The following is a 24,488-nucleotide window of genomic DNA, read 5'->3' as shown; positions in this document are numbered from 1 at the left end:
CGATCGGCGGATTACTTGGTTTTGCTGTTTGAGAGTACAAATTCCGCCAAACGTTGCGCCGGTTCACCTTTAATATTGGGGAATGCAGGCATGGACATGCTTCCTTTATGTATTTTCTGGATAATGGCATCCTTATTCGCCACGGCGGAACTCAGCGTCATCACGTTGCCGGCCGCTTCCGGCTTGTGGCATTTGGTACAGTTTGCATAAAATATATCTTCTCCGCTTGCACTTTCGGGCGGCGTGTAAGGATCGGTCTTCGAACAACCAACCAAACTTACGAACGCGGAGATTGCCAACAATAAGGTCATTTTTTTCATTTTCTATTCTCCAGTTTATTTTCTGATGGTAGGAATTCAGGATTGAATTTCATGGATGGCATTATCCCAGATAATCCATTAGCCGGCTCTCCAAGCTTAGGCGAGCGCTGGCGGCCAGACTGCGGCCATTTTCGCCGCTTGTCCGGCGTCCACGGACCCAGCTATGGACTTCCCTCATCCGGTAAAACTGCCTCGCAACCTACCTTGCCATCATCTCGAGTCCTAAGGGATGATCCGGGATTATATCTTGTCTGTCTGAGGGTTAAGATATTGTATTGCTCGACTGGGCTGAAGAGTGGCCCTGGGAATATGTCTGCCGCCGTTGTGGAAGCAGAATACCCACGGCGGGGGCTTATTCAGAAGCTCCCAAGTGACCCAGAAGCCGAAGGGCGAGTAATACGGTGAGCGGGATATAGATGAGCAGACCCGTCATGCCTAGAAGTGATTCGCCGATCCAGAAAGTGACAGTGAGGTTGAAGATCAATACGCCATAATAGAGGCCGCAACCCAGGAGTATGTATCCGGTGACCGCCCGATCAGGCGAGAGACCGGTCTGGAGAAGTTTTCGATCCAATGGAAAATAAGCACGGAGCGAAAGGAAGCCGACAACCGCCCAGCCGATATAATTCGCCACAGGTACGCCAAAATGGGTGCCGGGATCGGGATAGTAATAAATCTGACCGAGAAACCAGCGCTCCCCGCGAAGTGCGACTGGATCAATGATTATGTCGATGAAACTGAAAAAAAGAATTGTCAGCAGCATGACAGGCCAATCCGTTCTTGTAGCGAGAGGAAATCGCATCCGGACCATACCGATAGAGAGCCCAAGGCCCTGTGGACGGGTGGCAGGTAAAAGAAAAGCCAAGGCCATGCAGTAACTCGCATAAAGAAGGAAGGGAAGCGAGAGGGAATCCATAAACGGAATATCCGCGATATACAATTCCTGCCCGACGGTCGAGCCGGTATAGTGATACCAGCCGAATGGAATACCGGTACGAGTGGAAGAAAATTCGCACAAAAGTGCCACGAGCCATGTGATTCCCATGAAGTACCATGTTCTTCGCCAGCCGATCAGGCGGGCCGCGGAGAATAGAAAAACGGTGAGGAATATAAATACGTAAGGGCGGAGGGCAATTGTCTTAAGGAGGAGGCTAAAAAATTCCATCGGGATTCCATTGGTTCAGTAAGGCAGGTTCACAATTCCGAGATACCGTTGCAGGCCCCCATCCATGTTGTTTATTATGCAGTTCAAAATTCCTTTGCTGCAACGCAACACTGCGGCAAGCGTGAGATTATCAGGCATTTGTGCTATGGAATGCGGATAAAATCAACGATATCAATGAATTTGCCAATATATCCCGCTTTATCCCATCAATCATGCAATATAGCGTGAAACTGAATCCATATCGTGGATCTTCAATAACTTATAGAGATCAAAATCCCATTTTGATAACTCCATCGTGAGGCGTGCGCTCAAATTTCTTGCCCTTGTTGTCCTGATCCTGCTTTTCGTCGCGCTGATTATTGCTGCTTTCCTTATCTACTGGGAAGCGGAAACTTCTACATATCAGGCACACCGTCTCGCCAGGCTGGCCGGCGAGCTGAACTGGGAAGTAAAAAGTGGACCCAGTGACGATCCGCATTTTCCGCAATCGGGACCTTATGACGTGCGTTTGGGCTATAGCCGGCTGCCGGAGATGCTGCATAATCTGGTCATACATGGTTTTCAGGTGCAGGCGCAGGCACGGGCTTCCGCACGCATGAAGGAACTTGTCGCCCACGGTTTGTTCGTCCCCTATCATGAGAAAACCCAGGCCGGGCTGGAAATTGCCGCTAGCGGAGGGCGGCCATTGTATCGGGCCATCTTCCCGGGCCGGGTTTACAAAAACTTCGAAGCGGTTCCCTCGCTGGTGGCGGACAGCCTGTTGTTCATCGAAAATCGAGAGTTGCTTGATCCAATCCACTCAAAAAAGAATCCCGCAATCGAATGGGATCGGTTGGGCAGGGCAATACTGGACAAGATAATCCAGGTCTTTCGTCCCGAGCACGGTGTGGTAGGGGGCAGCACGCTGGCAACCCAGATCGAGAAATACCGCCATTCCCCCAATGGCCTGACGATTACGCCCGAAGACAAGCTTCAGCAGGTTGCTTCCGCCTCCGTGCGCGCTTACCTGGATGGGAAGGAAACGATGCCCGCCCGCAAGCGTATTGTCGTGGATTATCTTAATACCGTCCCGTTGGCCGGGGCCGCGGGTTTCGGCGAAGCGAACGGGTTGGGGGATGGTCTATGGGTATGGTACGGTCTGGATTTTGATGAAACCAATCGCATCCTCAGCTCGCGATTCGTCGACGGTGATGGGCTGATCGAGGGGGCCCGTCTCTACAAGCACGTGCTGAGTCTGATCATTGCCCAGCGCAGGCCCTCCTATTATCTGCTTGCCGGACGCAAAGCGCTCGAGGAGCTTACTGACAGCCATTTACGCGTGCTTGCCCAGGCTGGCGTGATCCCTGACAGCCTCAGGGATGCCGCACTGGAAATTCCGTTACGTTTCCGCGACACCGCGCCACCCGAAGAACCCAGGAACTTCTCCGCCAAGAAAGCCGTTAATGCGGTGCGCATGCAACTTGCATCCCTGCTCGGATTAAAGCGCATGTATGATCTGGACAGGCTGGATTTGTCTGTGCAGAGCACTCTCGATGCAGACCTCCAACAGAAAACCACGGATGTGCTGCGCCAGCTCAAGAATCCGGAACATGCGAACGCGGCGGGATTGTATGGGCCTCGCATGCTGGATACGGAGGATCCGAGCAAGATCGTCTACAGCTTCATGCTCTCGGAGTTGACCCCGGAAGGAGCCAAGTTCCGGATCCAGGCTGATAACTTCGACCAGCCCCTGGATATCAATAAGGGGACCAAGCTTGATTTGGGTTCCACCGCGAAATTAAGAACATTGGTGACCTACCTTGAAATTGTCGAAGCGCTGCATGGGAAATATGCAGCATTGGACAAGAAATCCCTGCTTAAACAAGAGGTGGATCCAAGCGATATGCTGAGCCGCTGGGCGATCGGGTATCTATCGCAAAGTACGGACAAAAGCCTGGCAACCATGCTGGATGCCGCTCTGGAGCGTAATTATTCGGCCAATCCTGATGAACGTTTTTTTACGGGTGGCGGTGCGCATGTTTTTCACAATTTCAAGCGCGAAGACGACCGCAAGTTTCTGAGTGTGCGCGAGGCAACGCTGAAGTCGGTCAATCTCGTATACATCCGTTTGATGCGAGATATCGTGCGCCACTATATGTTCCACATCGCGGGTTCGTCCGCCAGGATACTGAAAGATGCTGGAGACCCTGACCGGGAAGGGTATCTCAGACGATTTGCGGACAAGGAAGGCAAGCAGTTTATTAACCGGTTCTATCTTAAATACAAGGGGAAAACAGCGACGCCGGATATGATTGGTAAAGTATTTTTTTCCAGCTTCCGGCACACGCCGCGCCGTCTCGCCGCCGCATACCGTTATATTTACCCTGAATCGACGTTCGGGGAATTCGAGAAATTCATGCGGCCGTATCGGTCCGTTTTTAAACGTCTGACCCCGGATTTTCTTCAGGATCTGTATGAAAGTTACGGACCCGGTAAATACTCGCTGGCCGACCAGGGCTATATAGTCACCGTTCATCCCTTGGAGTTATGGCTGGTACGCTATTTGATCACTCATCCGGGCGCGCAATATGCGGATGTAATTCAAGCCAGCACTGATGAGAGGGTGGCTGTCTACCACTGGCTGTTTAAGACTAAATACAAGAACTCGCAGGATAGCCGAATTCGCGGACTCCTGGAGATCGAAGCATTTCTTGAAATTCATCGCAGCTGGAAACGGCTTGGCTATCCTTTCGATTCACTGGTGCCGTCGCTTGCCACCGCCATCGGGAGTTCAGCGGACCACCCCGCTGCGCTTGCCGGACTGATGGGTATCATTCTCAATGATGGAGTGCGGGTTCCAGCGGTGCTGATCGAACATCTGCACTTTGCGGCTGGCACGCCTTTTGAAGCCATCGTCGAACGGCCACCCGTCCAGGGCGAGAGGATATTTTCCCCCGAACTGGCGGCGGCAGTGCGTGGCGTATTAACCGATGTGGTGGCGACGGGAACAGCGTCGCGGCTCGCCCGCGCCATGGTGGAAGAGCGCGCCATGGTGGAAGAGGATGGTAACGTGGAAGAGGACAGTAATGAAATCCTGATTGGAGGAAAGACGGGGACAGGAGATCACCGTTACATTACGTTTTCCTCGCCTGGCGTCGTCAAAGAATCCCGTGCTGTGAATCGTTCAGCGACTTTTGTGTTCTTCATCGGCGATCGTTTTTTCGGAACGATGACAGCGTTTGTGCCGGGTGCGGATGCTGCGAATTATAAATTCACCTCGGCGCTCTCCACACAAGTCGTGAAGCATCTCCTGCCCATCCTGAAGCCTCTCACGGACAAGGCCCAGCCGCTGCCCGAGCAAGCCGAACAGGCCAAACGAGCTTCGCAGAAAAAGGTAGTCAAAGAAGCTTTGCCTAAAGCAAAAAGAAAGCATGGAAACTCGAGTTGAGGATCTCCAGAATAGGGCTCAGTCATCACTGCTGATCCATCGTAGGAAGACGATTAATCCTAGAATAAACCCAAGGCCTAAAACGGCCTTCAGAAATTCCTTGACGAACCAGAACAGCATGGATTCATAAAGATCCAATTATTTATCCTCTTCAAAAGCAGTGGTTATTTTCGGAACCACCACCATAGCAGTGACAGGAAAAGGGACACTACCAGCCCCGTAGTCAGGGGAAAGTAAAGCCGGAAATTCTCCCGCTCGATGACGATATCTCCCGGCAGCCGTCCGAGAGGTAGTTTCGACAGCCACGGCCATGCAATGCCCATCAATACCAGCAGTATCCCGAGTATGATGAGTAGACGTTGCATAACGATTTCTTTGAGATACTCGCGCCCGTACCCGCATGAGTGTGGGTGAGATTCCAGGGGGGATCTGCGGCTTAGTGTAAACGGTTTTTTCGGAAAAGATCAATTTGCTCTTTCGGGTGATGCATAACCCCGTTATCCTCTGCAAGCTTCCCGGTTGATCACACTCAGGGCCGGCATGAATCTTGAACAACGCGTTTAAGTATGTGCAGCCGGCCATGAAAAAAATGTTCGGCGCCGGGAATGACAACGACCGGCAATTCCTGGGGGGCAGCCCAGTTCAGAACGGTATTGAGCGGAACGATGTCGTCCTGATCGCCGTGAATAATGAGTATATCCGGGATCGATTCGCTGTCCTGTTTAGCGCCGGGGTGAGCGAGGGAAGGGGCATTCAATCGTTCCACCGATGGGGCCACCATGATCAGTTTTTGAGGCGTGAGCCTGTGAGCGACATACGCCTGGATTGCTCCACCGAAGGAGAATCCAGCCAGTATCAGTGGTGGAGACTCATTGAAAGAGGAAGCGAATTGATTCCTGGTTGTTTCAATCACTGCGAGCACGTCCTCGATCTCGCCAGCCCCATGGTCGTTCCCTGAGTAACGATCACCCTGGCTTTGTTCCACGCCACGGAAATTGAATTTGACCGCGATGAATCCCAGTTCGAGCAGTGCCTTGAAGAGGGTATGGACCACTTTATTGTTCATTGTTCCGCCGTACAGCGGATGAGGGTGCGTAATGATGGCAATCCCGCGCGGATGGTCGGAATCCGGTTCCGCCAGAACTGTTTCCAATCTTCCCGCGGGACCATCGACAAAGATTTTTTTTGGAGTGCGTGAATTCAATCTAAATCCGGTAGCCGTAGCGGACTTAGCCAAAAGGTGAGAATCAAATGGCAAGTTCTTTACGAATCATAATCTTAAACTGATAAATAAGCGGTCGACTGCGAGTCTCAGATTCAACAGATGAACCGAATCTGGCCATTTTCCCGCCTTCAGATTCTCAGCCGTTCGACTACGCGGCCATTTCTCAGATGTTCTTCAATGATTTCGTCGATGTCTTCTTTATCCACATACGTATACCAGACATCTTCCGGATAGACCACAATAACCGGCCCTTCATTGCAACGGTCAAGACATCCCGCGTTGTTGACCCGCACTCTTTTGCTCTTGCTGTCGAGTCTAAGCATCTTGACACGCTCCTTGGCGTAATCGCGCATTGCCTGGGCACCGTGATTGTTACAGCAGGCTGCCCCTCCTTCACGCTGATTGACGCAGAAAAATACATGCCGCTGGTAGTAACTCATAAAGAAAGTTTTAGAATGGGTGAATAAGAATTATACCGGAACGGATGAGTATTTCCAGAGAGTGCCGCTGCCGGCAGCGGCGGGCTATCGCAGCTTAATTTCGGTCCATAACCGGCTTAGCAGGCGGCGTTTCTTGCGGTCGAGGTCGTGCAGCATCTCCAACCGGTTGTGCAATTCAGCGTCTGGAAATATCGCCTTATTGTTCGCAATTTCGGGCCGGATATATTGCATCGCGCCCGTGTTGGGATTGCCCGATCCTATGAGATTGGTGAGCTCGGCGGAGTTTTTTCCGTCCAGCATGAAATTAATGAATTGATGAGCGAGGTCGGGACGATGCCCGCTTCGATGGAGTACCAAACTGTCGAGTGCCAGAACCGCTCCTTCCTTGGGGGTCGAGTAGCCGATCGTGAATCGGCGTCCGGTTTTTGTTGCATCGAGCGCCGCCTGAAACATATCATTGGAATATCCATGCGCCACCCACAGGTTGCCTATGGCCAACTCTTTGATATAGCTGGTGTTGCTGAAAGCTGCCCAGTAGGGCTTTGCGCGTATGATCAAATCCGAAGCCTGCTTCCAGTGCCCTTCGTCAGTATCGTTAGCCGAATAGCCCAGATACTTTAGTGCCGCAGCCATCAATTCGCGCTGGCTATCAAGTACGGTTACGCGCCCCTTGATCTTTTCAAGGTATTCCGGTTCAAAAATAATTGCCCAGGTGTCGGTGGGAAGGCCGAGTTCCTTTATTCTTTCCGCATTGAAGCCAAGCAGGGTAAGCGTATAGGCATACGGAACGGAATATTTATTACCCCTATCGAATTCGGTATCAAGATATGCGGGGTTGATATTCTTGAGATTGGGCAGTAACGATTTATCCAGCGGCTTGAGCGCCCCCTGCCGAATAAGAGTGTCCATCGCATTGCCGGTGGGAACAATGAGATCATGTCCAGTCGCGCCGGCAGCCAGTTTCGCCAGCATTTCCTCGTTGTCGGAATAATAGTCCTGCGCTAGCTTGCAATTGCAGAGTTCCTCGAATCGCACAATTGTTTGCGGTGCAATATAATTATTCCAATTGAATAGGTGAAGCGTGTTTCCGGCCACCCTGGCGCCATCTTGATCCTGTCTTGCGCAGCCCGTAACGAATGGAATCAGCAATGCGATCAACAAAAGCGATACCAGCGGTAACGCGAGCAAACGCCGTGGATTCATTGTTTTACTATTTCTCGCGGCATTTTGACTCTTCCCGACGAGGCGCGCGATTCCAGTCTGGCCGCAATGATGATCATGACCAGCGTAAGCAGCATCAACAATGTGGAGATGGCATTCACTTCCGGTGTCACCGCTACCTTTATCATGGTGTAGATCTGGATGGGAAGTATCGGTTCGCCGACGCCTTTGGTAAAGAAGGTGATGACGAAGTCATCAATGGAGAGGGTAAAAGACATCAAGGCGCCGGCCACCACCGCTGGCATGATAAGCGGCAGAGTAACAAGCCGGAAAGTTTGCCACCGCGATGCGCCGAGATCGCGTGCCGCCTCAAAGAGGCTTTCATCCATGCCCTGAAGCCGTGCCCGTACGATAATGGCAACGAAGCCGATACAGAACGTGGTGTGCGCGATGATGATGGAAACCATGCCCAGCGTTAGATTCAGGACTTGCAGGAAGAATAGCAACAGCGACACGCCCAGGAGGATTTCGGGCATTGCCACCGGCGTGAAAACCAGTATTGGCAGAACCTTGAGCTTATATCGGTGTATCGCCAGCCCTGCCATGGTGCCAAGCACGGTGGCGCCGAGACTCGCGCTAAACGCGATGATGAGCGAATTGCGCGCGGCAGTGAGCATTTCCGTGTTGTTGAACAGCGCCTGATACCAGGACAATGTGAAGCCTACCCACTCGGCATTCAGCCTGGAATCGTTGAACGAATAGAGCACCACGATCGCGAGCGGAATATACAGAAAGGCGTAGATCAGCACCGCCATGGACCATAGCCAGATATTGCCGCGGCGCATGCTAGGCTCGTTGTCCGGTGGCGGAACGCGCGAACCATGTCGCCAGCCCGGCGACGGATAGCACCGCCAGCGTTAGCATGATTGAAAGCGCTGAGCCAAAAGGCCAATCACGGGTGCCGAGGAACTGGTCCTTGATCAGATTGCCGATGAGAATATCGCCTGTGCCACCAAGTATATCGGGCACCGCAAACATGCCCAGCACTGGAATGAATACCAGCGCGGAACCTGAAAATACACCCGGCAGCGATAGCGGCCAGGTGACACGCCAGAAGCGTTGCCAGGCCGTTGCGCCCAGATCCTGAGCCGCATCCAAAAGGGAGGCATCGTGCTTCTCCAGATTGGTATAAAGAGGCAGTATCATGAACGGCAGATGTACATAAACCATTCCCACCAATACCGCGAACGGCGAGAATAACAGCGTCACCGGCGCGAGGCCGAATGCGCCAAGGATAGCGTTGACGAAATGGCTGAACGCGGACTCCGGTCCAAGAATGATCATCCAGGCATAAATGCGGATGAGGAAATTGCTGGCGAACGGTAGTACCACCAGCAGAACCATCAGATTGCGGAACCGTTTCTCGCTGCGTGCGATCAGCAATGCCAACGGATAGGCCATGATGAGACAAATCAACGTAGTGGCTAGTGCGACGCCGAAGGATTTGAGGAAAATCTTGGCATATAGGACGTCGCTGAAAAAGAATTGATAGGCCTCGGGCGTGAAACCATATTCACCCGAAATTTTCTCCGCGGGTGCGGCAATGGGCGCCAAACCTCCAAACTCGCCCGGAAAGCGGAATGAAGTGAGAATCATGATCAGGGTCGGCGCGACAAAAAAAACCACCAGGAACAACAGTGGCGGGCCGCTCACCAGATATCTGGCGGCGCGGTTCTCTCTTGGGGCTTCTTTAATCATTCAGGAAAATACCCGCATCGTGGCGCCATGAGACGCCGACTTCATCCCCAACTTCGAAAAATGTGGCGCGTCCTGGCGAGGAGTTGGGCAGCAAAGCCTCTATGTATGCGCCATTGGAGAGTTCCACGATATAGGTCGTGACATCTCCGATATACAGAAAATCATGTACTTTGCCGACGAAGTGGTTTTTCAACCGGGGCTCTTCCGAAGGATGGGAAATTCGAACCTGTTCGGGACGAATTGCCATCATGCCATCATCGCCCGCCTTTATCCCTTCCCTGCCAGCAGTGATCACTTCGCCCAATTCTCCCACATTAAGTTTCAGGTGCGACGGCGTGGCTTCCACAACCTGTGCATTCATCATGCTGATCTTGCCGATGAAATCCGCGACGAAACGGTTTCTTGGAAAACCGTAGATTTTGGAGGGTTCGTCAATTTGTTCAACATTGCCATGATTCATCACCGCGATGCGATGTGATAGCGCCAAGGCCTCATTCTGGGCGTGGGTAACGAAAACGAAGGTTACTCCCACTTCTTTCTGAAGGTTGATGAGTTCGATCTGCATTTCCTCGCGCAGCTTCGCATCCAGCGCCCCCAACGGTTCATCCAGCAAGAGCAGGCGAGGACGATTGACCAGCCCCCTGGCGAATGCCACGCGTTGTTTCTGCCCACCCGATAATTCATGCGGAAAACGGTTACCGAATTCCGGTAAACGCACGCTATCCAGGGCCTCTCCAACTCTGTTTTTTATGTCTTGCGGGGTTTTTCCCGCCATCTTGAGCGGAAACGCGATATTGTCGGCTACCGTCATATGCGGAAACAACGCATAGGTTTGGAACACGGTATGGACAGGGCGTTTTTCCGGCGGTGTGCCAACCATATCCTTCCCGTCCAGAAGAATTTGACCGGAATCGGGAAGATCGAATCCGGCGATCATCCGCAAGAGCGTGGTTTTGCCGCAGCCCGATGGTCCCAACAGCGTGAAGAATTCGCCTGTTTCAACGCTAATGCTGACGTTATCGACTGCGGTATAGTCACCGAAGCGCCGGGTTACGTTACGGATTTCCAGGAGCGACATGGTCGTGCCAATGAAAAATCGGGGATTTTACCAAAATTCTTTCAAATTACTGCGTTTGGGAGCCGCCGCACTTGCGCGGCACTGATAAGAGTGTGCCCCTGTGGAACTTAAATGGGAAGTGGAACTGCGCTGCGGCGGGACAATGCTTCCGTCTCTTCCGAGAGGGGGAGAACCGGTGGTCGGAAAGTTACAATCTTATTGCCACATCTGCCACAGTATTGCCACCGCCAGCAATATCACAATAATGGAAAGCAGGCGATTCTGGCGTTTTTTTTCCACCACAAATTCGCTCATTTTCTGTTCCAGCTCCTTTGTGCGGATTTCGCTCAAGGCATGATGAAGCAAACGAGGGAACTGCGGCAGCATGACTGCCCAGCTTGATGCCTCTTTGCCCAAACGGCGGGTGAATCCACGCCACCCGAGTTGCTCGGCCATCCAGTTTTCCAAGTACGGCTTCGCAGTTGTCCATAGATCAAGATCGGGGTCCAGGTCGCGCCCCAGTCCTTCAATATTCAACAAGGTTTTTTGTAGCATTACCAGTTGCGGCTGGATTTCAACATTGAATTGGCGCGAAGTCTGAAACAGTCGCAGAAGCACGCGGCTAAAGGAAATTTCCTTCAGCGGCTTATCAAAAATCGGCTCGCACACGGCACGGATCGCGGTTTCGAAATCATCAACCCGCGTATCTTTCGGCGCCCACCCTGCCTCAACATGCGCTTCCGCCACGCGCTTATAGTCACGGCGAAAGAATGCCAGGAAATTTTGCGCCAGATAATTCTTGTCCTCGTCGGTGAGTGTACCCATGATGCCGAAATCCACCGCGATGTAACGGCCGTCGCTGCCAACGAAAATATTGCCGGGATGCATATCGGCATGGAAATAACCGTCACGGAATACCTGAGTAAAAAAAATCTCCACGCCCACCCGGGCGAGCCTCGGGATATCCACCCCCTGCTCGCGCAGCGTCGTTACATGGCTGATGGGCGTGCCTTTTACGCGCTGCATCACCATGACGCCGGAATAGCAGTAGTCCCAATAGACTTCCGGGACCAAAAGCAGGGGGGAATCAAGGAAATTGCGCCGCAACTGACTACAGTTGGAGGCTTCGCGCATGAGATCAAGCTCATCTTCCAGATGCCGGGAAAATTCGCTTACCACTTCGCGTGGTTTCAATCGCTTGCCGTCTGGCCATAGCGCTTCAACCAGCCAGGCGCCGGTTTCCATTAATGCCACATCATGGGCGATTATGGGGGCGATGCCGGGGCGCAGCACCTTCACCGCGACTTCTGTGCCGTCTTGCAGCACCGCCAGATGGACTTGGGCGATCGATGCGCTGGCTACCGGCTCGGCATCGAATAGCAGGAAGACTTCATTGACAGGCTTCCCATAGATCTGTCCCAGTGTTGTAAGGGCGAGACTGGAAGAAAACGGTGGAACCTGATCTTGCAGCTTGGCCAGTTCATCGGCAATATCCTGCGGCAGAAGGTCGCGGCGGGTGGAGAGCATTTGGCCGAACTTGACAAAAATGGGTCCCAGCGCTTCCAGCGCTAGGCGAAGGCGTTCGCCACGAGCCTTATCCAGCCGTCGCCAGAATGTGGTTACCTTGACAACAGGTCGCAGGAAACGCAGCCGTGCATGGCCGAGAAAAAATTCATCAAGGCCGAAACGAAATGCTACCGCGAGTATTTTGAGAAGACGAAAGAAACGCATTTAAACGCCAGTTCATCCGTAGTTAGAACCTCTGAGCAAGCGACCTGGGTTTCCAGCAATGCGCTTCACGAAGTGGTTCCTTAATAATCTTCTCAGTTTATAGAGGTGTTCTGTTACCTAGAGGCCTGTCGGCCGTCAATGCTTTTACCCGTTCTTCCAATTGTGCCGCCTCGTCCTGCAATGCATTTATTTCCCGAATAAATTCATGCATATCAATGGGCTTGGCCAATAGTGGCTGCTCTTCCGTCAGGTATTCCACGAGCGTCTGAGACAGGTTACGAATGGTTTCGGTGTGCCAATGCATCAGACGGTCGCCGGCCTGTACCACGCGATGTGCCACGATATCGCCCACTACCCCGCTTAAATCCTGTTCCACGTCCCAATGCAGATTCTTTCCGATATGGAGAATCTCTTCGGCGAACGCGCTGTCGCCGGAAATCCTGATTTCACGATAAGCATCCTCCTCGTGTGCAAGCAGGCGCGGCAACAATCGGGGAGCAAGGGTGAAGACAGCGTCGTCCAGGGCGCCGCTTGATGCGGTGGATACCTCGCCGCTGGCCTGCACGGTCAGGGCGAGGTTAAAAAAAGGCGGAAGACGAAAACGCGCAGTCTTGCCGGCACAGGGTTGCAACCGTTTGCGCGCCCAGCTTTCCCCCCGCAGCAGGTGGTTGAGCGGGGCTATCGCGGCCGATGCCAACATAAGCACTAAAATCTAGGAAACCTGTTGAATTCCCGCCAACAGCCAGACGGATTCAGGGTCCTTAAGATTTTTCTGTACGTGCCATATTTCATCAAACGCTTCCGGTGATCCGCCGGGGGCTTCACGAAGCTGCCCATTGAAGCGGACACTGGCGATAGCCAGGTCTTTCTCGGTAACGACCTCGAGTAATTCCGCGTTAATGGCCATCACCTCGGTTCTTTGAGGCTCATTGCCGCGCTCGTTGATCTGCATGCTTATTTCGGCGAACATTTCGGGAGTGGTATATTCCCGGATATCACTTACGTCACGCGCATCATTGGCCGCTTGCAGGCGAATGAATGAGGTTTTGGCATTGCGTAGAAACGGCGCCACCTCAAAATCAGCGGGAATATTGGGGGTGCCGGTTTGGACAGGTGCGGCTGAACTTGCTGTGGTTGCCGCTGGTGCTGGGCTAGCCGGGGGAACGCTGGTATTGCCGGTGTTCCCTCCCATCCCCGAAAACTGCATCGGGCGCGTAGACTGTTCCTGCCGCGGCCTGCGCAACATCCGTACGACAAAGAACACCGCAGCCATCAGCGCAGCCAGCATCAGTACATCCATCATGTTGATACCTTCGAATGCGCCGCCCATGAAAAGCGCCGCCAGCAATCCGCCTGCGGCTAAACCCGCTAGCGGGCCCATCCATTTATTGCCTCCCGCGGCTGCAGGCGCAGCGGACGGAGCCTGCCCCGGTTTGGGCGCAGCTTGCGGACTCACCGCTTCACGTTGCTTGCCAATACTTTTACCCCCGCCAAAGCGTTTTGCCTCAGCATCAAAGGCGGCCAATCCGAAGCTAAGAATGGCCAAAGTGAGCAGAGTCAATATTTTCTTCATGAAGGTCTCCTGAAATAGGGCTGAAGCGGAGAGTATAGCACTATCGATTCATTCGAATGGGAGACTGTATTATGAAAATAATCGATATTTGGCGCGCGAGGAATTTGTAGCATGCCTACCCCTGCCCGATGTATCAAGCTAATGGAAATGGTAGCGTCTTATTCGCCGGTCAGACTTATTGTTCAAAAGAGATATTCATCAATCGCCGCCGGCGCAAGCAATTTGAAGAGTTTCCTTGCTTTCGTATATATTGCATAATCAGCCTTGATATATCCAAAGACTTCCCCCGAGCCTCCAGTCAAATTTGGATGTTTTTATTTGAAGTCATGCTATGACTACCGTTGCTTTTTACGATGCCAAGCCTTATGACCGTCAATATTTCGAGCGGGCACCGGGGGCTGGACGGCTGCGTCCTCGATTTCATGAATTTCGTTTGGTCGAGGAAACGGCAGACACGGCGGCGGGCGCGCAAGCGGTCTGTATTTTCGTTAATGACCGTTTGACCCGTCCTTGTCTTGAAGTCTTGCACCGCGCGGGAGTGCGGCTCATTGCCTTGCGATGCGCAGGTTTTGATAACGTGGATATCGATGTGGCCAGGAAACTCGGTCTTGTTGTGACTTATGTTCCCGCCTACTCGCCTCATGCCATTGCTGAGCATACCATCGGATTGCTGTTGACGCTCAATCGTAAAATACACCATGCTTACAATCGCACCCGCGAGCATAATTTCTCGCTCAATGGTTTCGTCGGTTTTGATATTTGCGGAAAAACGGTAGGCATTATTGGTGCTGGCAGGATCGGACGGATCGTGGCGCAGATTTTCCGGGGCTTTGAAGCCAGGGTGATAGCCTGTGATTTGCTTCCATCGGTTGACTGGGCGAAAGAACATGGCGTGACTTATGCCGATTTCGATACCGTGCTCACCACAAGCGATATTCTCACGCTACATGTGCCGCTTACACCGGATACGTTATACATGCTTAACGAACAGACGCTTTCACGGATGAAGGCCGGTTCGTACCTTATTAACACCAGCCGCGGCAAACTCATCGATACCAGCGCTCTCCTCGCGGCACTCAAGAATGACCATCTCGGCGGCGTTGCGCTGGATGTTTACGAGAAAGAGGCCGGTATTTTCTTTGAAAACCTTTCCGGCGGGATATTGCACGATGATGAGCTCTCGCGCTTGCTGACTTCCCCCAAGGTACTTGTTACTTCGCATCAAGGATTCCTGACACATGAGGCGCTTACCGAGATCGCTCATGTGACAACAAGCAATCTTTTGACGCTGGAAACAGGCGAGCCCTTTCTGGAAGGGACTACTTTAAGTCCGGCGAGTCGCTAGCGCCTTTGACGCGTTACGCACAGATCATACTTCTATTGGTAATTCAATAAATGACCTCAGATCATGACCCATCGCCAACATTGATTAATAATCCTCCGTTGCTGGAAAAGGCACTTGAAAAAAGCCAGGAGGTGAAGGATAAGGTGGAGAAGTGTGCCGATGAGCTATCTACCGTTAACGAAACCATAAAGAAGGAGATGGCGGCCGGTATTACATTGTGTCAGGCGGAGAAAGCGCTTGCACAAAGCGAAAGTGTGGAAGATAAAGTGCACGAGTGCGCTGGCGAGCTTAATGAAGTCAATGATGTTCTGGCGCAGGAAATCGATGACCGCAATAAGCTCAATCGGGAGTTGATCGAAACGCTGCAAGAGCTGTCCACTGCCCAAAATGTTTTATCCGATCCGCAAGATGTGCTGGCGATTGCGCAGGAGGTGGTGGGGGAGGCAAAACAACGTACATTGCGCGATTTTGTCACAGGAATTCCCAATCGTGAGCTATTCGACGATCGCCTCGACCAGGCGATTGCCCTTGCCAAGCGGTGCAACTGGATATTGGCGGTGATGTTCATTGATCTGGATGGTTTTAAGAAAATTAACGATACGCATGGCCATGCCATAGGTGACAGAGTCTTACAGGTTGTGGCGCAGCGATTGTACGAACGGGTTCGCGGTGAGGACACCGTCTGTCGTTATGGCGGGGACGAATTTCTTTATTTATTGGTAAACCCCCAGAGCACCGGGAATATTCAACGAATCGCGCGTAACGTGTTCGATCGAATTTCGCAAGTTTTGCTTATCGATGATTTGAGACTGATCATTGAGCCCAGTATTGGTATTGCGGTGTACCCTGATGATGGAAGTACCGCCCAGGAACTGGTGGCGAATGCTGATGCCGCCATGTATCGGGCGAAAGGCAAAAAAGCCGGTTGTATCTTTTTCACCCCGATTCTCTAAGTCCGGCTGGCTGCTGGCGCCACAAGAGTGCGCCAGGCCCTATTGCGAGGAACCTATATAGTGGAAAAAATTCAACGCATTCTCGTCGCCACGGATTTTTCTCCCCGGGCCGATCAGGCGGTGCAGCGTGCGGCGAAGCTGGCAGCCGGACACGAGGCGATATTGTATTTATTGCATGTTCTTCCGTCGTTTCCAATTGAAGCCTTCAAGCGTTTGATGACGGATACTCCGCTGGAAATGGAACAGAGGCTCTACAATCAAGCCAAGGCGATACTGCAAAAGAGGGCTGAAACGCTGGCCGGTGAGGGGCTGGACGTCAGGCATCACGTTGCAATCGGGAGGGCCCATATTGAGATCAATCACTATGCTGAATCCCATCATGCCGATCTGATCGTGATAGGCGATCAGGGCGAAAGCTTTCTTCAGGAATTCTTTTTGGGTACTACTGCATCAAAAACCCTCAGAAAAGGTCATCATCCATTGCTGATCGTAAAACAGGAAGCCACGGACCGATATCGTCGCATATTAGTGCCGGTGGATTTCTCACCCCCTTCACGATTCGCGCTACAGATGGCGTTGAAAGTCATCCCCGCCGGAATAGCGCCGATAGAGGCTTCCATTCACGTGCTGCATGCCGTTGAGCCATTTGGTGAGATGCTGCACGGTGACGAAAACAAGGAAGCAATTGAACTCTACCGCTCCAGGGCGCTTAGCCGTGTCCATCACAACATGGAGAATATTATCGCCTATTGCGCCCCGGGTGATACCCGCGTGATTTCCGTTGTCGAGCATGGTTTCCCGCCTGACATGATTCGGGACAAAGCGCGATCTCTCGATGCCGATCTGATTGTCATCGGTAAGCGTGGAGAAACGGAACTGGACGAAGCGCTGTTCGGGTCTGTCACCAAGCATGTTCTCTACGAGACACCCTGCGACGTCTTGATAGTCAACCCGTAAATGCCCGTAAATAAATGGCCATTTCGTATGGAACTTCTGGATAGGTCTTCGGATTTGCCGGCAACCTGTTGCAGGATCCTCTCAGAGTATTCTGATCCAGATATTTGACCGGATCGGGAAACGAAGGTGAGGGGGATTTGCGAATGGATTGGCGTACCTTGTATTGTTACCATGGTTTAAATAGCGCCCATAAATCATGATCTTCATCATCAATATTGTTGCAATTTTTGCTTCGTTTTCACTGAACCATATGAACGCGATTTATTGGGGTGCTGTCCTGCCAATACTATATGCAATTGTAGTCGCACCGCATGCATTGATCGGGAGGCCGGATATTCCCCGAACCGCAATAAGAAGAACGCTGGATGGAAAATGGAATAATGCGGAAGATCTGGCCAGCTATATTATTAAATACTGGATGGCCTTCGCCTATCCAGTCACTTCCTGGAAAAAACAGCGCAACAGCGTAATTCTGTATCTGACATCGTTTTTCCTGGGAACGGTCTATTTCTTCGAGGAATTATTTGTGGCCGGTACGGTGATGTTTACAGCCGGGTATGCTCTTTATCACATGAGCCTGAGAGTGGACAGACCCAGATCGGTATATGCCAATCAGGAACTCAGGGAGGATACCGAGTGTGAATTTGCGAGGCGAGAATGGGAGCTGGCGGCGATGTCGATCATCGCATTTTCTGATTTGTATCCCGATGATAAACCTTCGAAGGATTCCTCAAATCAGGTTTTGGAAGATGCTGATGTGAAATTGCTGCTGGCAAAACATCGCTACGATAATGGAGCGAGTTGGCTCTAGCCCGGGGTGGGCAGTTAGATCGCTCATTTTCAGTAAAGCCCGTGGTCCTAATTTCCCGCCTCTCAAAAACCGCACGTGCCACCCCGTCCCACCCTCTGATTTAGGCTGATTGACAAAGACTTTTCGTCCCTCTTTCCCGTTACAACCCGCCCCCGTACCATCGAAATATCGCATTAGTAAATTCTGCGCCCCAGTTTTGCCTGATGCAGGACAGCCGTTGCCAGCTCCTCAATGGATTTGTTGGTGGCATCGAGGTAAGGGATTCCCTCCTGGCGCATCAACGCTTCAGCCTCCCGCACTTCATATTCGCAATTCTTGAGAGACGCATAGCCGCTGCCCGGTTTGCGTTCGTTACGTATCTGGTGCAACCGTACCGGATCGGTGGTAAAGCCAAACAGCTTGTCGCGTAGGTTATCGAGCTCCGCTGGTAGCCGCCGGTAGCGAAAATCATCGGGTGTAAGAGGGTAATTGGCGGCACGGATACCGTATTGCAGCGCGAGATACAGGCAGGTAGGCGTCTTGCCGCTGCGGGAGACACCTATCAGAATGATGCCGGCTTGTTGCCAATTTCGATGGGAGATGCCGTCGTCGTGCTCCAGGGTATATCTGACCGCCTCGATACGTTGGCCGTAATCCGTCCCGGTGTCCACTCGATGGGAGCGCCCCACGGTACGCGATGAATGTGTGCCCAGCTCGGCTTCCAGCGAACTAATGAAAATATTAAAGCAATCCAGATGGAAGGCATTGGCAGAATCTAGGATAGACCGAATCTCGGGATTCACAAACGTGCTGAATATCAAGGGACGCACCCCGTCCACGATGGCACAGTCGTTGATCTTTATCACGGCGGCTGTGGCTTTCTCGGCGGTATCGAGATACGGCAGGGTGACTTCGGCAAAAGACAGGTTTTCAAATTGCCTTAACAGGCTATGCCCCAGCATTTCGATAGTAATACCCGTCCGGTCGGAAAGGAAGAACGCGCTGCGCCGGGGTGCCCCCGCTGTGGTTGACATTTGTAGTAATGCGCCAATAATGTTGACTGCGATCAAAATATCGCGTTTTAGCCTGTAACACAATCCAGCTTAGATACGATCCTGCAGCATGCGTCAACGGGAGTGAAAATGAACGATTCACGATACGTAGCCTGGTTCGACGAGCTGCGCATGGTCGATGTCAGTAGCGTGGGCGGCAAGAATGCCTCGCTGGGAGAAATGATCAACCAATTGTCTCGCGCGGGTGTGCGGGTTCCCGCGGGTTTTGCAACGACCGCTCATGCTTATCGCGATTTTCTTGCCCATGGGGGTCTCGCACAGCGTATCGAGAATGCCCTTGCAACTTTGGACGCCGGAGATGTGGGGGCGCTAGCAGCAACCGGTGCGCAAATTCGTGCCTGGATAGTGGAAACGCCATTGCCGGCACGGCTGGAGAAGGAGATATCCATCGCTTATGAGAAAATGTTGCAGGACACAGGGACCCGCGATGTCTCCGTGGCGGTGCGTTCTTCCGCAACCGCCGAAGATTTGCCTGACGCTTCCTTCGCGGGGCAGCAGGAGACTTTTCTTAATATTCAAGGGTTGGATAAATTACTGATAGCGATCAAGAATGTATTTGCTTCGCTCTACAATGATCGTGCCATTTCCTATCGTGTCCACAAGGGTTTCACTCATTCCGAAGTAGCGCTATCCGCGGGAGTGCAACGCATGGTACGTAGCGACATCGGCACTTCCGGCGTAATATTTACATTGGATACCGAATCGGGATTTGACCAGGTGGTCCTCATCACAGCGTCCTATGGTCTGGGAGAAACCATCGTGCAGGGTGCGGTTAATCCCGACGAATTCTATGTTTACAAGCCTGCACTGGAGCAGGGAAAACCCGCGATCCTCCGGCGAAATCTCGGTTCCAAGCTTATCAAGATGCAATTTTCCGCCAGTCGCGAGGCCGGCAGCCCGGTGGAAACGCTGGATGTGGACGAAGCCGAGCGCAGGCGGTTTTCCATTACCGATACAGATGTGGAGGAATTGGCCCGTCATGCACTTGTCATTGAGCGGCATTATCGAAGGCCGATGGATATCGAATGGGGCAAGGACGGCATAGACGGTAAGCTCTATATCCTGCAGGCACGCCCCGAGACGGTGCAAGCCCGAGCCGGCGGGGAGATGTTGCGGCGCTATCGTTTGAAAGCCAAATCGGAGGTGTTGATATCGGGGCGCGCCATCGGTCAGAAAATAGGCAGCGGACCTGTGCGCCTGATTTTGAATGCCGCAGAAATGTCACGGGTGCGGGCCGGTGACGTATTGGTGACCGACATGACCGATCCCGATTGGGAGCCGGTAATGAAACGCGCTGCCGCCATCGTCACCAATCGCGGTGGCCGTACCTGTCATGCCGCCATCGTTGCGCGTGAACTGGGTATTCCGGCGGTGGTGGGCTGTGGTGATGCCACCAGTGCCTTATCTGAAAATCAAATGGTCACGGTATCCTGCACGGAAGGCGATACCGGTAATATATACCGTGGCATTCTGGAAACCGAAGTGATTGATCTTGCGCTGGATCAGATGCCAACGCCACCGGTCAAGATCACCATGAATGTTGGTAATCCGGAGCTGGCGTTCGATTTCCAGCGTATACCCAACCATGGCGTGGGACTGGCGCGGCTGGAATTCATCATTGCCCGCATGATTGGGGTACATCCCAAGGCGGTTCTGGATTACCCTGATATCCCGCCGGACTTGAAAAAGGAAGTGGAAAACCAATGCGTGGGTTATCGTGATCCGGTCAGCTTCTATGTAGAGAAGTTAACCGAAGGTATTGCGACGCTGGGTGCCGCATTTTTCCCTAAGCCGGTGATTGTGCGCATGTCGGATTTCAAGTCCAACGAATACTCCAGCCTCATTGGCGGACAGCGATATGAGCCCAAGGAAGAGAACCCGATGCTGGGCTTTCGGGGTGCTTCGCGCTACATCGCGGAAAATTTCCGTGATTGTTTCGAGCTGGAATGCCGGGCATTGAAAGAAGTGCGCGACAAAATGGGGCTCACCAATGTGGAAATCATGATCCCCTTTGTGCGAACGGTGACCGAAGCCAGGCGCGTGGTAGAGTCGCTGGCGGCGAATGGCCTGAAACGGGGCGAGAACGGATTGCGGTTGATCATGATGTGTGAAATCCCGTCCAATGCGCTGCTGGCAAATCAATTCCTGGAGTATTTCGATGGTTTTTCCATTGGGTCCAACGACCTTACCCAACTCACTCTTGGGCTGGATCGCGATTCCAGTCTGATTGCCGAATCCTTCGATGAACGCGACCCCGCGGTGAAAACCTTGCTGCGTCTTGCGATTCAGGCATGTCTTAAAGCGGGCAAATACGTCGGGATTTGTGGCCAGGGCCCCTCTGATCATCCTGACCTGGCGCAATGGCTTATGAAAGAAGGTATCGAGAGCCTGTCGCTCAATCCCGATACCGTAGTGGAAACCTGGTTGTATTTGGCTGAAGAAGCAAAGAATCTGGCGTCGCGTCAGAGCGAAGCCATGTCACTCCAGATTACGTCTATCAAGGGTCACCATGGCAAGAAATAGCTTTCCGCGTCATATTGGTTTTATTCCGGACGGAAATCGACGCTGGGCTCAGGATCAAGGCTTGCCCAAGGAGCGCGGGTATGCTTATGGCATTGATCCAGGATTGTCGTTGTATGAAATATGTAAAGAGCGTGGGGTCATCGAGGCCTCCATTTATTGTTTTACTCAGGATAACACCAAACGGCCCAATGCTCAGAAGCTTGCATTTACTGACGCATCCGTGGCATTTGCTTTTGAAATCGCGCGCCGGGGAGCGGCACTGCTGGTTGTTGGCGATGAGACCTCGGCGCAATTTCCCAAGGCGTTGGAAGTATTTAGGCAGCGCCAGGGGACGGGCATGAAGGTGAATCTGCTCATTAACTATGGCTGGGAATGGGACCTGGGGGGGCTTAAAAATGGCAACCTACATTCAAACGACGTTTCACGGCTGGATCTCATTGTGAGATGGGGAGGAGGGCGCCGCTTGAGCGGTTTTCTTCCGGTGCAGTCGGTTTATGCGGATTTTTATGTCAGAGATGAATATTGGCCGGATTTTGATCCCCAGCATTTCGAACATGCGCTATCCTGGTTCAAGAGGCAGGATCGGACATTTGGCGGCTGATTTGGCTGATTTCCGAATGAAGCCTGCGCTACTGTATTGTTGATGCGGCAAGACAGATGAGGGTTTGACCCGGAATCCAGCCCGAATCAACAATGGCTTGCTTCTAACATCACTGGATATCGGCCTGTGCCGGTATGACTCTTCTATTGTTGTTCACGGGTCAGTGAGTAGAGTGCTCATTTCCTTGGTCCACTAATCAGACAATTCGCGTTCCAGCGCGAGCGCCGGATCATACTATGCAGATCCGGTCACGGTACCTTTCCATTCCCGGCTTTTATTGCCGCGGCGATTCAACGAACAATGATGGGGTGCGCCGATGGCGGCTTGTATGGCGATATCGAACATATGCCGTGGAATCAATTCGCGCATTCTTTGCCGCTACAAGTCCGCTGCTTGACGACTGCATTTTTTGCCGGCATATCCTGCCGCGCTAAATTCAAAATTTTCACAAATTAATCACATCTATGTGACATCTTCTTAACATCCGGTGTGGCAGTCTGTTCACCATGAGTGCATAGCAGAAGGGGTTCTATGCATTTCATAAATAGGGGAAAGAGATGTACGAGTTTGGCTGCCCTACTAGGCTGTTCTTTAGGCAACTACCAGGTGCTTATCTCATGTTGGTTTAAAGGAGAGATACTATGAAGCAATTGCTTTTTCATGTTTCGATGGTTTGCCTTTTTCTCCCCATCCTATGGGTGATCGGTATTTCATTAAATGAATATGGTTTTCCTTTAATGGAGAAATATCACGATAAGTCCATAAAATTCTTTGTTGCCTTGCCTTACTGTCTTATTATTGCAGCGTCGTTATATGGATCTGGTTGGGTTGCCGAGCGGTTATCCCGTTTTCTGATGAGGAAGTTCGGAAAACCCGATGAAAACCCACAGCCTGAAAGTGGGTGGCCGGATAAAGTCTTCAACCCGGCAATCATGGAGAAGAATCGTTCTGTTTTCATGAAGAACGTCGACAACTGGTTAAAAGATAATATGCTGGCGAGGGTCATTTTTGGTCTCATTATTGGTTTTGTAATAGTGATGTAATGACACCGGGACCGGTTACTGTTGATATTGTCCTGGGTTTTATCCTGTTTGCCGGTCCAAAGAAATAAAAAATCCAGATACGGATCGTTGATGGGCTGCTGCCATGAATCGGCGCGCTGAAAGACAAGATCGGTCCAGGTGTTTATGTCCCCTTTTTGGGGATACCCCGGATCGCTATTTCATCCCGTAGTAATTGCTAAGACCCCACACGATAAAGCCGGCTCCTGGCAGTCTCATCGCGGCGGGAGATGATGCCGTCCGCGGGTGGTGGCTGATTCAATCAGTTGCTTTACTTCGGACTTCCTCATTCCGGAAATCCAACTTAATGCCTTGTCTCTCCCGAACCGTCGCAAACGTTCAGTAGTACGCCTATCAGGTTTACCATCCCATCAATGAGTAAATTCAAATGCTCTTCGTTGGGTTCGAACGTTCGCAATAACATGAGCGTTTGACCTACCGGCACTTCCCCATGCTTTATCTGGTGGTGCGCAAGATTCAAGGCGAGTAACCGCGCACATTCGGCAAGTTGTTCTTTTGTCGCCTTTTCCATCAGTATATCCGCCAGTTCATATGTCTGGTCGAACGTTGACATTTCCGCCATAATATTTGCCTGTTTTGAAGTTATCAGACCTTAATTGGGGTATACACCTATAACTCCCCCACTTATCCTGCATCAGCGAAGCATAAATGAAAGCAAATTCGTCGCTTTACTTATGTTCAGGGAGGCGGAAAATAGCCAATCAGCGGGAGAATCATTCCCTCGTATGTTAACTGCATTACCAGGTTTTGCTATTGGACTGAAGTACGCCTAGTAGGCGAGGAACAGATTACGATATTGAGAATCGCTTAGGGGGGAGGAAGCAAATTGGAGTAATTGATCGGTAGCTCCAAGGCCGCACATATCGATTGAATTTCTTGCCGCTCATGTATGCAGCATCTTATTTCTGCCGCCTGTCACGCTGGCGTCGTTCACCCATCCCTCGCTCGTATGTTTCACTCTCAACTTTATGAGAGGAATTGGGCTTGCAAATAGCGGATACGATTTGCAGAGCCCTTTGATGAGCGGAATCAATGGTTATTTGAGATTCATCCCCCTCGGCAAGGGTTTGCAGCAGATCAATAAGCTCTTTTTTTGTGTGAGGAGGCAGGGTTGCCATAAGCGCCTCAACGATGTAATGAGACCGTTGAAGTTCTTCAAGCGAGGGGTTCGAGACCCGTTGGTTTAGTTCAATAACTTCCTTACTTGATCCAGCCTTCGCGTGTTTCATGGTCAATATCTCCTAAAGAGGCTTCGAGCATGATGCCATTCCAAAGCCTGGGAAGGAATTGATCTGTTCAATGACGTC

General features: G+C 51.9%; 24 protein-coding genes. 8 read left to right on the top strand and 16 right to left on the bottom strand.

Going from position 1 to position 24,488, the window contains the following annotated elements:
* Window positions 1-11: 11 nt before the first annotated feature.
* Both SQ11_RS02845 and SQ11_RS02840 read right to left on the bottom strand, forming a co-directional pair.
* Window positions 12-320 (bottom strand): cytochrome c, encoded by a 309-nt coding sequence (locus SQ11_RS02845; protein WP_041512635.1) that lies wholly within the window; start codon window positions 318-320, stop codon window positions 12-14.
* A 352-nt stretch (window positions 321-672) separates the two neighbouring features.
* Complete coding sequence (locus SQ11_RS02840; RefSeq protein ID WP_041512634.1) at window positions 673-1,485, bottom strand: carotenoid biosynthesis protein; 813 nt, start codon at window positions 1,483-1,485, stop codon at window positions 673-675.
* A 295-nt stretch (window positions 1,486-1,780) separates the two neighbouring features.
* On the opposite strand from SQ11_RS02840, the gene SQ11_RS02835 reads away from it, so the two are divergent.
* Window positions 1,781-4,912, top strand: coding sequence for a transglycosylase domain-containing protein (locus tag SQ11_RS02835; protein ID WP_041512633.1), 3,132 nt, complete (start codon window positions 1,781-1,783; stop codon window positions 4,910-4,912).
* Window positions 4,913-5,076: 164 nt separating this feature from the next.
* Here the strand turns inward: SQ11_RS02835 and SQ11_RS02830 are convergent, their stop codons facing one another.
* From SQ11_RS02830 to SQ11_RS02785, 10 genes are all read right to left on the bottom strand, one after another.
* Window positions 5,077-5,277, bottom strand: coding sequence for a DUF2905 domain-containing protein (locus SQ11_RS02830; RefSeq protein ID WP_041512632.1), 201 nt, complete (start codon window positions 5,275-5,277; stop codon window positions 5,077-5,079).
* Window positions 5,278-5,441: 164 nt separating this feature from the next.
* Window positions 5,442-6,116 carry an alpha/beta hydrolase gene (locus SQ11_RS02825; RefSeq protein WP_041512631.1) on the bottom strand — a complete coding sequence of 225 codons (675 nt, stop codon included), beginning with the start codon at window positions 6,114-6,116 and terminating at the stop codon, window positions 5,442-5,444.
* Window positions 6,117-6,265: 149 nt separating this feature from the next.
* Window positions 6,266-6,577 carry a ferredoxin gene (locus SQ11_RS02820; RefSeq protein WP_041512630.1) on the bottom strand — a complete coding sequence of 104 codons (312 nt, stop codon included), beginning with the start codon at window positions 6,575-6,577 and terminating at the stop codon, window positions 6,266-6,268.
* A gap of 84 nt (window positions 6,578-6,661) precedes the next feature.
* Window positions 6,662-7,780 (bottom strand): PotD/PotF family extracellular solute-binding protein, encoded by a 1,119-nt coding sequence (locus tag SQ11_RS02815; RefSeq protein WP_041512629.1) that lies wholly within the window; start codon window positions 7,778-7,780, stop codon window positions 6,662-6,664.
* The gene (locus tag SQ11_RS02810) at window positions 7,777-8,583 is read right to left on the bottom strand and encodes an ABC transporter permease (protein WP_041512628.1); all 807 of its coding nucleotides are present in this window, start codon (window positions 8,581-8,583) and stop codon (window positions 7,777-7,779) included. The genes SQ11_RS02815 and SQ11_RS02810 overlap by 4 nt, the downstream gene beginning before the upstream one ends.
* 1 nt (window position 8,584) lies before the next feature.
* Window positions 8,585-9,496: an ABC transporter permease gene (locus tag SQ11_RS02805; RefSeq protein WP_041512627.1), complete on the bottom strand. Its 912-nt coding sequence runs from the start codon at window positions 9,494-9,496 to the stop codon at window positions 8,585-8,587.
* Window positions 9,489-10,574 (bottom strand): ABC transporter ATP-binding protein, encoded by a 1,086-nt coding sequence (locus SQ11_RS02800; RefSeq protein ID WP_041512626.1) that lies wholly within the window; start codon window positions 10,572-10,574, stop codon window positions 9,489-9,491. The genes SQ11_RS02805 and SQ11_RS02800 overlap by 8 nt, the downstream gene beginning before the upstream one ends.
* Before the next feature lie 195 nt (window positions 10,575-10,769).
* Window positions 10,770-12,284, bottom strand: coding sequence for a ubiquinone biosynthesis regulatory protein kinase UbiB (gene ubiB, locus SQ11_RS02795; RefSeq protein WP_041512625.1), 1,515 nt, complete (start codon window positions 12,282-12,284; stop codon window positions 10,770-10,772).
* A 97-nt stretch (window positions 12,285-12,381) separates the two neighbouring features.
* Window positions 12,382-12,984, bottom strand: a complete 603-nt coding sequence (locus SQ11_RS02790) for an SCP2 domain-containing protein (RefSeq protein ID WP_041512624.1) — start codon at window positions 12,982-12,984, stop codon at window positions 12,382-12,384.
* A 12-nt stretch (window positions 12,985-12,996) separates the two neighbouring features.
* Entirely contained in the window at window positions 12,997-13,857 is an 861-nt protein-coding gene (locus SQ11_RS02785; protein ID WP_041512623.1) for a Tim44 domain-containing protein, read from the bottom strand.
* A gap of 331 nt (window positions 13,858-14,188) precedes the next feature.
* On the opposite strand from SQ11_RS02785, the gene SQ11_RS02775 reads away from it, so the two are divergent.
* From SQ11_RS02775 to SQ11_RS02760, 4 genes are all read left to right on the top strand, one after another.
* Window positions 14,189-15,202: a 2-hydroxyacid dehydrogenase gene (locus tag SQ11_RS02775; protein WP_041512621.1), complete on the top strand. Its 1,014-nt coding sequence runs from the start codon at window positions 14,189-14,191 to the stop codon at window positions 15,200-15,202.
* Between the two features lie 50 nt (window positions 15,203-15,252).
* Window positions 15,253-16,155, top strand: coding sequence for a GGDEF domain-containing protein (locus SQ11_RS02770; RefSeq protein WP_052493945.1), 903 nt, complete (start codon window positions 15,253-15,255; stop codon window positions 16,153-16,155).
* A 60-nt stretch (window positions 16,156-16,215) separates the two neighbouring features.
* On the top strand, window positions 16,216-17,112 hold the full coding sequence (locus SQ11_RS02765) for a universal stress protein (RefSeq protein WP_041512620.1): 897 nt from the start codon (window positions 16,216-16,218) through the stop codon (window positions 17,110-17,112).
* A 250-nt stretch (window positions 17,113-17,362) separates the two neighbouring features.
* Window positions 17,363-17,923: a hypothetical protein gene (locus tag SQ11_RS02760; protein WP_232297867.1), complete on the top strand. Its 561-nt coding sequence runs from the start codon at window positions 17,363-17,365 to the stop codon at window positions 17,921-17,923.
* Window positions 17,924-18,096: 173 nt separating this feature from the next.
* On the opposite strand, the gene SQ11_RS02755 is transcribed toward SQ11_RS02760, so the two are convergent.
* On the bottom strand, window positions 18,097-18,936 hold the full coding sequence (locus SQ11_RS02755) for a pyruvate, water dikinase regulatory protein (RefSeq protein ID WP_041512618.1): 840 nt from the start codon (window positions 18,934-18,936) through the stop codon (window positions 18,097-18,099).
* Between the two features lie 108 nt (window positions 18,937-19,044).
* On the opposite strand from SQ11_RS02755, the gene ppsA reads away from it, so the two are divergent.
* Both ppsA and SQ11_RS02745 read left to right on the top strand, forming a co-directional pair.
* On the top strand, window positions 19,045-21,498 hold the full coding sequence (ppsA, locus tag SQ11_RS02750; RefSeq protein WP_052493944.1) for a phosphoenolpyruvate synthase: 2,454 nt from the start codon (window positions 19,045-19,047) through the stop codon (window positions 21,496-21,498).
* Entirely contained in the window at window positions 21,485-22,099 is a 615-nt protein-coding gene (locus SQ11_RS02745) for an undecaprenyl diphosphate synthase family protein (RefSeq protein WP_041512617.1), read from the top strand. The genes ppsA and SQ11_RS02745 overlap by 14 nt, the downstream gene beginning before the upstream one ends.
* A 234-nt stretch (window positions 22,100-22,333) precedes the next feature.
* On the opposite strand, the gene SQ11_RS18085 is transcribed toward SQ11_RS02745, so the two are convergent.
* Window positions 22,334-22,468: a hypothetical protein gene (locus tag SQ11_RS18085; protein WP_156972391.1), complete on the bottom strand. Its 135-nt coding sequence runs from the start codon at window positions 22,466-22,468 to the stop codon at window positions 22,334-22,336.
* Between the two features lie 272 nt (window positions 22,469-22,740).
* Here SQ11_RS18085 and SQ11_RS02740 point away from each other — a divergent pair, with 272 nt between their 5' ends.
* The gene (locus SQ11_RS02740; protein ID WP_041512616.1) at window positions 22,741-23,142 is read left to right on the top strand and encodes a hypothetical protein; all 402 of its coding nucleotides are present in this window, start codon (window positions 22,741-22,743) and stop codon (window positions 23,140-23,142) included.
* A 322-nt stretch (window positions 23,143-23,464) separates the two neighbouring features.
* Here SQ11_RS02740 and SQ11_RS02735 read toward each other — a convergent pair whose 3' ends face one another.
* Complete coding sequence (locus SQ11_RS02735) at window positions 23,465-23,743, bottom strand: hypothetical protein (RefSeq protein ID WP_041512615.1); 279 nt, start codon at window positions 23,741-23,743, stop codon at window positions 23,465-23,467.
* Window positions 23,744-24,080: 337 nt separating this feature from the next.
* The gene (locus SQ11_RS02730) at window positions 24,081-24,410 is read right to left on the bottom strand and encodes a hypothetical protein (protein WP_041512614.1); all 330 of its coding nucleotides are present in this window, start codon (window positions 24,408-24,410) and stop codon (window positions 24,081-24,083) included.
* Window positions 24,411-24,488 lie beyond the last annotated feature (78 nt).

Source organism: Nitrosospira sp. NpAV (genome assembly GCF_000832065.1).
GTDB lineage: Bacteria > Pseudomonadota > Gammaproteobacteria > Burkholderiales > Nitrosomonadaceae > Nitrosospira.
The sequence above is the reverse complement of the archived record's forward strand: the minus strand, read 5'-3'. Positions and strand labels throughout refer to the sequence as shown.

What these genes read in the sequence shown, in the direction of transcription:
- SQ11_RS02845 (WP_041512635.1), bottom strand. Translation starts at nt 320, where the DNA reads ATGAAAAAAATGACCTTATTGTTGGCAATCTCCGCGTTCGTAAGTTTG.
- SQ11_RS02840 (WP_041512634.1), bottom strand. Translation starts at nt 1,485, where the DNA reads ATGGAATTTTTTAGCCTCCTCCTTAAGACAATTGCCCTCCGCCCTTAC.
- SQ11_RS02830 (WP_041512632.1), bottom strand. Translation starts at nt 5,277, where the DNA reads ATGCAACGTCTACTCATCATACTCGGGATACTGCTGGTATTGATGGGC.
- SQ11_RS02820 (WP_041512630.1), bottom strand. Translation starts at nt 6,577, where the DNA reads ATGAGTTACTACCAGCGGCATGTATTTTTCTGCGTCAATCAGCGTGAA.
- SQ11_RS02815 (WP_041512629.1), bottom strand. Translation starts at nt 7,780, where the DNA reads ATGAATCCACGGCGTTTGCTCGCGTTACCGCTGGTATCGCTTTTGTTG.
- SQ11_RS02810 (WP_041512628.1), bottom strand. Translation starts at nt 8,583, where the DNA reads ATGCGCCGCGGCAATATCTGGCTATGGTCCATGGCGGTGCTGATCTAC.
- SQ11_RS02805 (WP_041512627.1), bottom strand. Translation starts at nt 9,496, where the DNA reads ATGATTAAAGAAGCCCCAAGAGAGAACCGCGCCGCCAGATATCTGGTG.
- SQ11_RS02800 (WP_041512626.1), bottom strand. Translation starts at nt 10,574, where the DNA reads ATGTCGCTCCTGGAAATCCGTAACGTAACCCGGCGCTTCGGTGACTAT.
- ubiB (WP_041512625.1), bottom strand. Translation starts at nt 12,284, where the DNA reads ATGCGTTTCTTTCGTCTTCTCAAAATACTCGCGGTAGCATTTCGTTTC.
- SQ11_RS02790 (WP_041512624.1), bottom strand. Translation starts at nt 12,984, where the DNA reads ATGTTGGCATCGGCCGCGATAGCCCCGCTCAACCACCTGCTGCGGGGG.
- SQ11_RS02785 (WP_041512623.1), bottom strand. Translation starts at nt 13,857, where the DNA reads ATGAAGAAAATATTGACTCTGCTCACTTTGGCCATTCTTAGCTTCGGA.
- SQ11_RS02775 (WP_041512621.1), top strand. Translation starts at nt 14,189, where the DNA reads ATGACTACCGTTGCTTTTTACGATGCCAAGCCTTATGACCGTCAATAT.
- SQ11_RS02770 (WP_052493945.1), top strand. Translation starts at nt 15,253, where the DNA reads ATGACCTCAGATCATGACCCATCGCCAACATTGATTAATAATCCTCCG.
- SQ11_RS02760 (WP_232297867.1), top strand. Translation starts at nt 17,363, where the DNA reads ATGAACGCGATTTATTGGGGTGCTGTCCTGCCAATACTATATGCAATT.
- SQ11_RS02755 (WP_041512618.1), bottom strand. Translation starts at nt 18,936, where the DNA reads ATGTCAACCACAGCGGGGGCACCCCGGCGCAGCGCGTTCTTCCTTTCC.
- ppsA (WP_052493944.1), top strand. Translation starts at nt 19,045, where the DNA reads ATGAACGATTCACGATACGTAGCCTGGTTCGACGAGCTGCGCATGGTC.
- SQ11_RS02745 (WP_041512617.1), top strand. Translation starts at nt 21,485, where the DNA reads ATGGCAAGAAATAGCTTTCCGCGTCATATTGGTTTTATTCCGGACGGA.
- SQ11_RS18085 (WP_156972391.1), bottom strand. Translation starts at nt 22,468, where the DNA reads ATGCGCGAATTGATTCCACGGCATATGTTCGATATCGCCATACAAGCC.
- SQ11_RS02740 (WP_041512616.1), top strand. Translation starts at nt 22,741, where the DNA reads ATGAAGCAATTGCTTTTTCATGTTTCGATGGTTTGCCTTTTTCTCCCC.
- SQ11_RS02735 (WP_041512615.1), bottom strand. Translation starts at nt 23,743, where the DNA reads ATGGCGGAAATGTCAACGTTCGACCAGACATATGAACTGGCGGATATA.
- SQ11_RS02730 (WP_041512614.1), bottom strand. Translation starts at nt 24,410, where the DNA reads ATGAAACACGCGAAGGCTGGATCAAGTAAGGAAGTTATTGAACTAAAC.